Source organism: Paracidovorax valerianellae (assembly GCF_900102625.1).
In the GTDB taxonomy this organism is placed as follows: Bacteria; Pseudomonadota; Gammaproteobacteria; order Burkholderiales; family Burkholderiaceae_C; genus Paracidovorax; species Paracidovorax valerianellae.
The window spans coordinates 604,128-615,681 of record NZ_FMZC01000001.1 but is presented as its reverse complement, the minus strand read 5'-3'; the positions used below and the strand labels follow the sequence as shown (position 1 = coordinate 615,681).

The 11,554-nt window shown below is 64.2% G+C and carries 10 protein-coding genes; 1 reads left to right on the top strand and 9 read right to left on the bottom strand.

Features of this window, described 5'->3' with window-relative positions; all coding sequences use genetic code 11:
* Together BLT03_RS02720 and BLT03_RS02715 are read right to left on the bottom strand one after the other, a co-directional pair.
* The coding region (locus BLT03_RS02720; RefSeq protein WP_491907763.1) for a transposase at positions 1 to 203 on the bottom strand (203 nt) is incomplete at its 3' end.
* A gap of 204 nt (positions 204 to 407) precedes the next feature.
* On the bottom strand, positions 408 to 3,593 hold the full coding sequence (locus BLT03_RS02715) for a non-ribosomal peptide synthetase (RefSeq protein ID WP_175537639.1): 3,186 nt from the start codon (positions 3,591 to 3,593) through the stop codon (positions 408 to 410).
* 114 nt (positions 3,594 to 3,707) lie between these two features.
* On the opposite strand from BLT03_RS02715, the gene BLT03_RS24390 reads away from it, so the two are divergent.
* The gene (locus BLT03_RS24390; protein ID WP_175537638.1) at positions 3,708 to 4,070 is read left to right on the top strand and encodes a hypothetical protein; all 363 of its coding nucleotides are present in this window, start codon (positions 3,708 to 3,710) and stop codon (positions 4,068 to 4,070) included.
* Between the two features lie 970 nt (positions 4,071 to 5,040).
* On the opposite strand, the gene BLT03_RS02710 is transcribed toward BLT03_RS24390, so the two are convergent.
* The 7 genes from BLT03_RS02710 to cyoB form a co-directional block, all read right to left on the bottom strand.
* Positions 5,041 to 5,589, bottom strand: coding sequence for a BON domain-containing protein (locus BLT03_RS02710; RefSeq protein ID WP_175537637.1), 549 nt, complete (start codon positions 5,587 to 5,589; stop codon positions 5,041 to 5,043).
* Positions 5,590 to 5,747: 158 nt separating this feature from the next.
* Complete coding sequence (locus tag BLT03_RS02705) at positions 5,748 to 6,284, bottom strand: response regulator transcription factor (RefSeq protein ID WP_092739985.1); 537 nt, start codon at positions 6,282 to 6,284, stop codon at positions 5,748 to 5,750.
* Positions 6,274 to 7,611, bottom strand: coding sequence for an ATP-binding protein (locus BLT03_RS02700; protein WP_092739983.1), 1,338 nt, complete (start codon positions 7,609 to 7,611; stop codon positions 6,274 to 6,276). The genes BLT03_RS02705 and BLT03_RS02700 overlap by 11 nt, the downstream gene beginning before the upstream one ends.
* Complete coding sequence (locus tag BLT03_RS02695; RefSeq protein WP_434802322.1) at positions 7,595 to 8,491, bottom strand: SURF1 family protein; 897 nt, start codon at positions 8,489 to 8,491, stop codon at positions 7,595 to 7,597. The genes BLT03_RS02700 and BLT03_RS02695 overlap by 17 nt, the downstream gene beginning before the upstream one ends.
* Positions 8,488 to 8,916 carry a cytochrome o ubiquinol oxidase subunit IV gene (gene cyoD, locus BLT03_RS02690; RefSeq protein ID WP_092739979.1) on the bottom strand — a complete coding sequence of 143 codons (429 nt, stop codon included), beginning with the start codon at positions 8,914 to 8,916 and terminating at the stop codon, positions 8,488 to 8,490. The genes BLT03_RS02695 and cyoD overlap by 4 nt, the downstream gene beginning before the upstream one ends.
* Positions 8,913 to 9,554 carry a cytochrome o ubiquinol oxidase subunit III gene (gene cyoC / locus BLT03_RS02685; protein ID WP_092739977.1) on the bottom strand — a complete coding sequence of 214 codons (642 nt, stop codon included), beginning with the start codon at positions 9,552 to 9,554 and terminating at the stop codon, positions 8,913 to 8,915. Before cyoC ends, cyoD begins: the two co-directional genes overlap by 4 nt.
* A complete protein-coding gene (gene cyoB / locus BLT03_RS02680; protein ID WP_092739975.1) occupies positions 9,547 to 11,550 on the bottom strand; it encodes a cytochrome o ubiquinol oxidase subunit I in 2,004 nt (667 codons plus the stop codon). The genes cyoC and cyoB overlap by 8 nt, the downstream gene beginning before the upstream one ends.
* Positions 11,551 to 11,554 lie beyond the last annotated feature (4 nt).

The window sequence follows — 11,554 nt, the reverse complement described above, 5'->3', positions numbered from 1 at the left end:
AGGTACAGCAACCCGGCGATCAGACGAGGTGGCAATGCGGGCCGGCCCCGCCAGGAAGTGAACGAGACCACGAACGTGCGCTCGATCTCGGCCCAGTCGATCAGCGCAGCCAAACGGACCAGCGGGTGCTTCATGTTGAGCTGCTCGTCCAGCCGTGGGCGAAACAACTCACCGGACTGAGGCAGCGAAGGCTTCGGACCCATGGAACTCCTCGGAGAAATTTGCAAGAAAACAGGTACTGGAACAACCATACCTTGCAAATCCTGCGCCCATCCATCAGCAGAACTACGTGTCAGATCAAGGGCTTGCAGATTGTTCAGGGCGGACTCGATAGTGCATCGCTCCCACTCCTGTCGATCAAAGAAATTGAAAAAGAAAGAAATACAGACCCAGGGCCATCGAAGGGGTCAGCCCTCGGGCACCTCGGCATCGGCGCAGAAGCCGAGCAATTGCCACGCGTAGCGCCCAGCGGAGGCGGCGACAGCGCCATCGTCTTCTCCAGCCAGCGTTCGTTCCAACGCCGTGCATTGGTCGCGCAGGAAGAGCCGGGGGTTGTCGGTCAGCAGTCCGGACAGGGAGCGCGCGAAGGCCTCTTCGTCGCCTGCGGCTGGCAGCAGGCTGCGAACCACCGTGAGCGCCCGCGGGCCACCCGCAGCCACGGCTGCGTCGAGGCGATCGATCCATTCGGTGCAGGACACCGGTGGCGTCGGAATCCCGGCGACGTCGAAGAAGTTCTGAAAGGCCACGCGCTGGGGATGCAACACGTGAAAGGTGCGGCCCCATACCTGTGGAGCGCGCATGGCCAGCGCGACACGGCGCGCGACATAGTCCGCAGGCGTCCAGTCGGACACCATCTCTGCGCTGGGCCGGACCCCGAGGTGCGCGATGGCGGCCAGCAGAAAGTGGGTCAGCGCGCGCTCATTGGGCCGCTGGGGCAGGCCCTCTGCAGCTGCTGGCATCACCTCGCCCAGCCGGTAGATCGACACCATGGCGCCCTGCATGCGTGCGGCATCGAGCAGGCGCTCCGCCGCCCACTTCGAACGGCTGTAGCCGCTGGCGGGACGGATGCCCTGTGCGAGGTCGAAGTCTTCGGCCAGGGGCGTGGTTTGCAGCGCGGCGTGCCGGTCCAGCCTACCGAGCGTGGAGATGTGGTGCAGTGGCTTGGCGCGGCCTTCCAGGGCCAGGCGCAGCGCCTCCCGGGTGCCGAGGACGTTGGTGGGGCGGTGGGCGCCGTAGTCGTACAGAAAGTTGACCATCGCACCGCAATGCAGCACGGCGTCGCACGACTGCGAGAGCTGGCTCCAGGCTGCCGCATCCAGGCCGAACGCTGGCTGTGCCAGATCGCCCGGAACGGCCACCAGCCGGCCTTGGAAGTCGGGCCGCCACAGGCCCCGCTGCTGCAAACCCGCCACCAGTGCCGACTGCGTGCTTTCGGCTTGTCCGGCCTGTCCAATCTGTCCGACCTGTCGGCACAGTGCATACACCGTCGCGTTGGGGTCGTTCGACAGAATTTCATGAGCGAGGTGGCTTCCCACGAAACCGGTGGCCCCCGTCATGAAGATGCTGGACGGCACTCTCGCCACCGCGTGGTCCGATCGGTGCGCGGCGACCCAGCCGGGTGGCAGCGTGGCGTCACGTTCCATCGCTTGTTCGTCATCAGGCGCTTCGCTTTCGCCGGACTCATCGCGGCTGTGGGCATGGCCCGTAGCGGCGCTGCGCTGTTTCGCTGCGATGCAGCCGGCGATCTGCCGCGCAGTGGGCTGCGCCATCAGTTCTGCGATGCGCACGGGCACGCCGAAGCGCTTTTCCAACGACACGATCAGCGAGACGGCCTGCAGCGAATCACCGCCATGCTCGAAGAAAGCGTCGTCGGCGCTCAGCGACGGCTGCTGAAGCTGCCGCCGAAAGACCGCGAGCACGGCATCGCCCTGCGGAGTGGCCGCGTCGTGCGGCGGGGGCTCGTCCGCCGGAGTGTCCAGGGCGGGGCGCTCAAGATGTTGCAGCAGCGCCCTGCGGTCGAGTTTGCCGTTGTCGGTGGTCGGCATTTCGGCCAGCACCACGATGTGCCTTGGCACCGTGTGGCGAGGCAGTGCACCGCGCAAGTGCGCTTCCAGCGCATCGCGCGTCAGGCCCGGGTCGCCGGCGGCAAACAACGCCAGTGCACGGTCGTCGCCCTGGCCCACGGTCATCGCCTTGGCATGGTTCACGCCGGGGCACAACTCCGCGGCGCTTTCGATCTCGCCCAATTCGATGCGCACGCCGCCGACCTTCACTTGGAAATCTCTGCGGCCCGAAAAGCGCAGCCGGCCGAGGCTGTCGAAATAGCCGAGATCGCCGGTGCGATACAGCCTGGCCCCTGCAATGCTGGCAAAAGGGTTGTCCACGAATGCGGCCGCCGTGCGCTCTGCATCGTCCAGGTAGCCGTTGCCCACGCACACGCCGCCCACCAGTAATTCGCCCCGCGCGCCGGGCGGCAGGGGGCGAAGCGCTGCGTCCACCACGACGACATGGCAGTTGTCGATCGGGCGTCCCAGCGGGATCGACAGCCCGTCCGCATCCTCCACCGGGTGGAACACCATGCCGATCGAGGTTTCGGTCGGGCCATACGCATTGGTGATGCGCAGCGCCGGCAGGATGGCGCGCAGCCGATGCACCATTTGCGGCGTGATCTCTTCACCGCCCACCACCAGTTCACGCAGCGTGGCGAGACGATGGCGGACCTCATGGCTGTGCTCGGCCAGCACCACCAGCTGGTTGAACACGCTGGGCACGAAATCCGTCATGTCGACGCCATGCCGTGCGATCGTCTCCACCGTGCCCTCGAGGTCGAGGTGGGCGCCCTCCTGCGGAATGACCGTGGTGCCGCCTGCCGTCAGGGGCCAGAACAGCTGCCAGACCGACGAGTCGAACGTGTGCCGGGTGTTTTGCAGCACGCACCGGATGCCGCCGTTGCGATGGAAATAGCGCGTCATGAACTGAAACCGATTGGTCAGTCCTGCATGGTTGTTCATGGCGCACTTCGGCCGGCCGGTCGTTCCCGAAGTGAAGATGCCGTAGATGGCCTGCTCCGGTGCGATCGGGGCCTGAATTCGGGCGGCCGAGGCGCCGTCGAGAAGCGCGACATCGACTGCCAGGGCGCGGTCTTGGTGGCTCGCTGGCACGGCGGACAGGTCGGCACAGAGCACGACAGGACTGTTCAAAGCTTCCAGCGCTTGCTGGCGGCGCTCCACCGGCCACCCCGGGTCCAGCGGCACGAACGCAGCGCCGAGTTTCATCAGTGCGAAGTAGCACACAGGCAGTTCCAGGCTATTGCCCAGCAGCACCGGCACGGGCGTTTCCGGCCCGGCTCCTCGGGCTGCCAGCTTGCCTGCCAAGGCGTTGGCCTTGCCGTTGAAGTCGCGGTAGCTGAGCGCCGAATTGCCGAAGTACGCAGTGCGGTCACCATGGCGCTGCGCCGATTGCTCCAGCCAATCAGGAATGGAAAGAAACGCACCATATTCGTGCGAATGACCTGAAAGATTATTCAGCGCATATTGGAGAGATGCCGTTCCGATGCCTGCGGCTTGGGATGCGCAGATATTCTCGTCCCCCATCATGGCGCAGAGAATTTCTAGATAAATCTCGGCGATGGCATTGCATGCTGGCGCTGCAAAATCACGCGCGTCGGCAATCACGACGGCGGATGCAATCCCATTTCCCAACTGGCAATGGATAAGAATTTTGGCGGAGCCTATTTCAATGGTCGTGGCGTGATCCGCCAGCTGTACCTTGAGCGCACCATTTTCGGAAATTTCATTGGATATATCGATCAATGCACCAGTTTGGTTGGCTGGGCATTTTCTCCAACAGGCATCGGTATTCGCGGGCCAACCGGCCTTGAACATCGGCTGGTGAACTGCTGGTTGAACGTCAAACCCCGATTTGCCCAAACTACGGCTGCGCCAGAAGTCCAGCACCATGACGGGGATCTGCAGGTCGAGCCGGTCGCAGAGCTCGAACGCGGCGACGGCCGCCAACGCCCTGAGACCGACACGGGCTTCGCCGTCGGGCAGGGCTTCCGCCGGGCGTGAGTACTGCCCAAGGACGTGGCTGCCGAGGACATACGCGGCACCGGTTTTTTCTTTAACTGATTGATTTTCTGCGGGCCGATTCGGCACCTCGGGCTTTTCGCTGTCAACGGCTTCAGAAGCGATCGAAAAATGGCTTGAGTCCACCCGCATTGGAAATTCCCCAGTTTGTTTTCCATATTTGTAACCCCCTCTCTTCAGCGCTTTTCAATCCAGAGAATATCCGGATTGAAAAGTAAAAGATAAAGCTCCGCCCAACTGGATAAATCCAGCGGATTAAAGCGTTCCATCCTTTTCTGAAGATCCCCGATCCCGTGCTTTTGGCTGATCTATTTTTTCGGGGGTTTTGGTTGCGGGTTCAGTTTCTAAAAAAACAGGTTTGTTTGTCGATGGTTTGTTTGATTGTTATTTGTATGATATGTAAATTACTGTTTCGGGAACTGTTTTGCAATGGCTATTCGTATTTTTCGGATAAAAGCTCGGCTTATGCACCGTATTAACAGTGGTTTTCCAAGGATTTTTTAGAGAGTTCACGGCCGCGCCGTGGTCCGCCGTACGCAATTTGCTCAGCCGCACAACTTGCTGGCGACGTTAAAAATATTGGAATCGGCCAAGGTGTTTCGCGACCAGGCAGTTCGTCCGAGCCCAGCGCTGCAGACAGATTTCTGCATCGGCAGGTCTGACCAGCAGCCCTTTGTGGACCCCTGAACGCGGAACTGCAGCGTCAAGCGAGACGTTCGGAGCGGGCGCACTTGAGGCGCTCCGTGTTGAGAGGGTTGGGTCAAAGCCGTTGAATTGGCTTTTAGTCGAGAGCGCATGGCGCCTGTGCGCAGGCTGCCGCCTGACATCGGCTGCGTGTGATCGGGCGCTTTTCAGTAACGACGGGCGCGCTCAATCTGCGCCGTGACGGCGCTGCAGGCTAACTTCCAACGCCCGTCGGCCTAGCAGCCCGAAGGCGGAGCGCTCAATGCGGCTAAGGCTTCGCCGCAGTCGCAGGGGTTTGCGCTGGCGGTGCCAGCGGGTAGCGGATGGCATCCGGTGGCCCGAGCACCGCCATCTGGTCGATGACCGTGACCACGTCGGCCGTTTCAGCCAGTTGCTTCACGAAGGCGTCCCGGTCGAAGTCCGCGGTCACGCAGCCCTGCACATAGATGATTCGCCGCTGCAGCATGAGCCACAGGGTGGACTTGCGGTCCCATTGGGTCTGGTCCGCGATATGGGTGAGCCGCCGTTTCACGGCCTCGCTGATTTCACTGTCGTACCGGTAGCCGCTGGACAGGCGGCAAGTGCCCTGGATGTAGCAGCTGTTGCCGCGTTCGGCGCGATAGTGTTCTTCGCGCTGCCATTCCTGCTGGCTCAGCAGCGGCCCCAGCGGTTGGGGGCAGGCCGCGACGGCGCTGGAAATCTGGAAGAAGGGGTCGTTGCCCCAGTTGCGCAACGCTTCGTCCGCGCCGGACGGTGCAATGAAAGCCAGGGCCAGCATCGCGCTGGCAGCTAGGCGCGCTTTTTTGGATCGCAGCATGGTCGTTGTCCTCCCTTGGTGTCGATGAGCCTGACGGGGCCCTGGGAGGGCTGCGGTTCCCTTGCCGTTCGCTCTGCTGGCGACGGCCCGCTGTCAGGTCGGCGTTAGGGTACCAATGCTTCCCATCGATGTCGATATCGATGTTCGGCAGGCAGGGCTCAGTTCACGCGCCGCTTGTCCAGCTTGCGGGCCAATGTGCGCCGGTGCATGCCAAGGCGCCGCGCGGTCTCGGAAATGTTGAATCCGGTTTCGGCCAGCACTTCGTGAATGCGCTCCCATTCCAGCGTCTTGATCGAGCTGGACCGGTTGGTCAGCTCGACCTCGATGTTGCCTTCGGTCAGGCCGAAAGCGGCTTCGATGTCGTCGGTGTTGGACGGTTTGGCGAGGTAGTGGCAGGCGCCCAGCTTCACGGCCTCTACCGCGGTGGAGATGCTGGCGAAGCCCGTCAGCACGACGATGAGCATGTCTTCGCTGGCGGCATGCAGCTTTTGCACGCAGGCCAGGCCCGAGGCTTCGCCCTTGAGTTTCAGGTCCACCACGGCGTAGCCAGGGGTGTGCTCGGCCAGCAGGGCTTCCACCTCGGGCAGGTTGGCGGCGTGCAGCACGCGGTAGCCGCGCCGTTCGAACGAGCGGGCCAGCGTGCGCGCGAAGGCGTCGTCGTCCTCCACGATGAGCAGCAGGCGTTCAGCGTCCATGGTCCGGGGTCTCCTGCAGCGCCACGGCTGCGAGCGGAAGGGTGATGGTGACGGCGGCGCCGCCCGCCGCGCGGTTGCGCGCGGTGATGGTGCCGCCCAGCGTGCGCGCCACATTGGTGGCCAGGTACAGCCCCAATCCTCCGCCCGGCCGGCCCTTGCTGGACTGGTAGGGCTTGCCGAACTGCTCCAGCATGGCGGGGGCGAAACCGGGGCCGGCATCGGTGACGGTGATCAGCAGCGCATCGGCCTGCCGCTCTGCCGCCAGGCCCACCCAATGCGGCGACGCATCCCGCGCATTGTCCAACACGTTGAAGACCATCTGCTGCAGGGTGACATCCGACACCATGGGGCTGTCCTGCCCGAACTGGTTATCGTAGGCGAAGGTGCCCACGGGCCGGGTGCTGCGCCATTCCTCGGCCAACTGGTCGAGAAAGGTGCAAACGGTGGTCTGCATGGATTCCTCGCCCCGGGTCTCTCCGGCCGACAGCAGGATGCCGCTCACGATGGTCTTGCACCGCCGCACCTGCGCCTGCATTTCGGCGATCTCGGCCTGGAGTTCGGCATCTTGCGCCAGCGCGGGCATGCGGCGCCAATCGCCCAGGATCACGGCCATGGTCGCCAGCGGCGTGCCCAGTTCATGGGCCGCGCCCGAGGCCAGCAGGCCGGTGCGCACGATGTGGTCCTCTTCGGCGGCGCGCTGGCGCATGGTGGCCAGGCGCGCGTCGCGCTGGCGCAGGTTGCGCCCGATGCGCGTGATGAAGATCACGAGCAGCACCGCGTTGAGCATGAAGCACACGAGCATGCCCAGCACGTAGGGGCTGTACAGGCCGCGGTCGTGGTCCAGCGGCAGCGCGAGCGGCCGGCTGAAAAGCGCCAGCCCGCCCAGGCACGCGACCGTCATGGCCACGATCGTCCACGTGTAACCAGCGCGCAGCAGCACGGCGGCCAGGGTGACCTGCAACAGGTAGAGGAATACGAACGGGTTGGTCGTGCCGCCGCTCAGGTAGAGCTGCGCCGTCAGCATGCCGACGTCCACGACCATGGCGAAGAAAAGCTCCACGTTGCGCACGCGTCGCCCGGTGCGCCAGCGCAGCAGGCTCGCCGTGTTGAACACCACCAGCGCGCCCAGCACCATCAGCATCTGCTGCAGCGGCAGGATGATGCCCAGGCTGTAATGCACCACTTCGATGGTGAACAGCTGGCCCACTACCGCGATCCATCGCAGCTGGATCAGCTGTTGCAGGTTCTTGAGTCCTGTGGAGTCGGCCACGGCCGCGCGGGTGCGCGGCGCAGGCCGCTCGGCGGCGGTGTCAGTGGAGAGCGGCATCGGCGGGCTGCGCGGTTTGGCGGCGGCGGCGCTTCTGGTCGTCGCGCCACACCACCCATGCGCCTGCGAGCACCATCAGGGCCAGCGTGTACCAGGTGATGGCGTAGACCAGGTGGCTGTTCGGAAAGCGCACCACCGTCAGGCCCCCTGCGGGCCACTGAGGAGAGGCCTCGGCGGACGTGCCTGCCACAGGCCCCGCCGTGGGGGCCGGCTGCGCGGCGAAACGTGGGGCTGCTTCGGCGTCGATGAAATAGGGCGCGACCGGGGCAATGCCGCGCGCTGCTGCAATGGCCTGCACGTCACGCGAGAACCAGCGGTCGGCAGCGGGATCGTTGTGCCGCAAGAAACCACCGCCGGGCTCGCTCAGCCGCAACAGGCCGATCACTTCGGTATTGCCTTGGGGTGCTGGTGTGCCGCGAGCGGCGGGGTCGCGCGCTTCGGGGGGGACGAAGCCCCGGTTGACAAGCACGGCCGTGCCGTCGGCCTGGCGCAGCGGCGTTACCACCCAGAAGCCCGCGCCCATCGTGGTGTTGGCCTGCACCAGCGCTTCCTTGGCGTGGTCGAACGTGCCCTGCAAGCGCACGTGCTGGTACTCGGCGTCGCGCGCCACATCGGGGTTGCGTTGCCAGTCGGCGGGGGAGGGGGGGGCGGTGGGAGCGGCGTGGATGCGTTGCTCCACGCGCTCGATCAAATCCAGTTTCCAGGCGCGGCGTGCCACTTGCCAGCTGCCCAGTGCCACGAGCGTGGCAAACACCAGCAGCGCACACACTCCCATCGCCGCCAGCACCGCCCTGGAGCGGGGCGGGGCCGGCCGGTCCGCGCCCGGGGCGGGCGCGGCGGCAGGGGCCGAAGAAGCAGTGCTGCCGGGAAGGGAGGTCAAGGCATGTTCTTCATGTCGTGGATCGACATGGGCATCATGTTGGCGTTCAGGTGGAACATCACCCAGAGCGAGCCTGCCAGTGTGATGACCACGAGCACGATGGTGAACACCAGGGCCAGCATGTTCCAGCCGCCTTCGGACTTGGTGTTCATGTGCAGGAAGTACACCATGTGCACCACGATCTGCACCGCGGCGAAGCCCAGGATGACCAGGGCGGTCGTGCTCGACTTGTCGAACACCTTGCCCATGACCAGCCAGAACGGAATGGCGGTGAGGATGACCGAGGCGCCGAAGCCGATCACGTAATCGCGCATGGAGCCGTGGCTCGCGCCCTCGTCTTCGTCGTGATGGCCGTGGTGGTCGTCATGGCCATGCTGGCCATCGTGCGTATTGGTGAGGTTTTTGTGGTCGTGGGGGGTGCTCATGGCAGGACTCCCATCAGGTAGACGAAGGTGAACACGCCGATCCAGACCACGTCCAAGAAGTGCCAGAACATGGACAGGCAGAGCAGGCGGCGGCGGTTGGCGGGGTTGAGGCCGTGCTTCTTGAGCTGGAACAGCAGCACGACGAGCCAGATGATGCCGAAGCTCACGTGCAGCCCGTGGGTGCCCACCAGGCCGAAGAAGGCCGACAGGAAAGCGCTGCGCTGGGGGCCGGCGCCTTCGTGGATCAGGTGGTTGAACTCATACAGTTCCAGGCCGATGAAGGCTGCGCCCAGCAGGCCGGTGATGGCCAGCCACACCATGGTGTTGTTGAGCTTCTTCTTCTGCATCTCCAGCATGGCGAAGCCATACGTGATGGACGACAGCAGCAGCATGGATGTGTTCAGTGCCACCAGGGGCAGGTCGAACAGATCGGCGCCGGACGGGCCGGCCGCATAACTGCGGCCCAGCACACCGTACACGGCGAACAGACACGCGAAGATGAGGCAGTCGCTCATCAGGTAGATCCAGAAGCCCAGCAGGGTGCCGTTCTGGGGGTGATGCTCTTCCGTCAAGTGGAAGACCGGCTTGGCCGGGGCGCCCGCGGCGCCGGGGTGGTGGAGTGCGGTGGTATCAGACATGGCTGGCCAGGAGACGGGTGCGATCGGATTCGGTGCGGGCAACGGTGTCCGCGTCGATGTAGTAGTCGCGTTGGTAGTTGAAGGTGTGGGCGATGCTCACGACCAGCAGTGCGGCAAACGACACGCCTGCCAGCAGCCACATGTGCCAGATCAGCGCGAAGCCCAGCACCGTGCAGATGCCCGCGATGACCACGCCAGCGGCGGTGTTCTTGGGCATGTGCACCGGGATGAAACCGCCCAGCGGACGCTCGTAGCCGCGCTGCTTCATGTCGTGCCAGGCATCGTTGTCATGCACTTGCGGCGTGAACGCGAAGTTGTAGGCGGGCGGTGGCGACGACGTGGACCATTCCAGCGTGCGGCCACCCCATGGGTCGCCCGTCGTGTCGCGCAGGGCTTCGCGGTTGCGCCAGCTGACCACCAGCTGGATCAGGAAGCTGCCGATGCCCAGTGCGATCAGCACGGCGCCGAACGCGGCAATCTGGAACCAGATCTGCAGCGAGGTGTCCTCGAAGTGGCTCATGCGGCGGGTGACGCCCATCAGGCCCAGCACGTACAGCGGCATGAAGGCCATCCAGAAGCCGATCAGCCAGAACCAGAACGAGCACTTGCCCCAGAACGGGTCGAGCTTGTAGCCGAACGCCTTGGGGTACCAGTAGTTGATGCCGGCGAACAGGCCGAACACCACGCCGCCGATGATCACGTTGTGGAAGTGGGCGATCAGGAACAGGCTGTTGTGCAGCACGAAGTCGGCCGGTGGCACGGCCAGCAGCACGCCGGTCATGCCGCCGATGACGAAGGTCACCATGAAGCCGATGGTCCACAGCATGGGCACCTCGAACTTGATACGGCCCTTGTACATGGTGAACAGCCAGTTGAAGATCTTCGCCCCGGTCGGGATCGAGATGATCATGGTCGTGATGCCGAAGAACGAGTTCACGCTGGCGCCGGAGCCCATGGTGAAGAAGTGGTGCAGCCACACGAGGTACGACAGGATGGTGATCACCACCGTGGCGTAGACCATCGAGGCATAGCCGAACAGCTTCTTGCGGCTGAAGGTGGAGACCACCTCGGAGAACACGCCGAACAGCGGCAGGATCAGGATGTAGACCTCAGGGTGGCCCCAGATCCAGATCAGGTTCACGTACATCATCGAGTTGCCGCCGAAGTCGTTCGTGAAGAAGTTGAAACCGGCGTAGCGGTCCAGCGACAGCAGGGCGAGCACGGCCGTCAGCACCGGGAAGGCAGCGACGATCAGCACGTTGGTGCACAGCGAGGTCCAGGTGAACACGGGCATCTTCATGAGGCTCATACCGGGTGCGCGCATCTTCACGATGGTCACCAGCAGGTTGACCCCCGAGAGCAGCGTGCCCACCCCCGCGATCTGCAGGGACCAGATGTAGTAATCCACCCCCACGTCAGGACTGTGCAGGATGCCCGACAGCGGCGGATACGCCAGCCAGCCGGTCTTGGCGAACTCGCCCACGAACAGCGAGGCCATCACCAGCACCGCGCCGCTGGTGGTCATCCAGAAGCTGAAGTTATTAAGGAACGGGAAGGCCACGTCGCGCGCGCCGATCTGCAGCGGCACCACGTAGTTCATCAGGCCCGTGACCAGTGGCATCGCCACGAAGAAGATCATGATCACGCCGTGCGCCGTGAAGATCTGGTCGTAGTGGTGCGGCGGCAGGAAGCCGGGGTTGTCGCCGAAGGCGATGGCCTGCTGCATCCGCATCATGATCGCGTCGGCGAAGCCGCGCATCAGCATCACCAGCCCGAGGATGATGTACATGATGCCGATCTTCTTGTGGTCGATGCTGGTGAACCACTCGCGCCACAGGTAGCCCCATAGCTTGAAGTAGGTCAGCGCACCGAGCACGGCGATGCCGCCCAGGATGACGGCGGCGAACGTCGCGATCAGGATCGGTTCGTGCAGTGGAATGGCCTCCCAGGAGAGGCGGCCAAAGATGAGTCGGGTGAGGTCTATAGGATCGGACATCGGA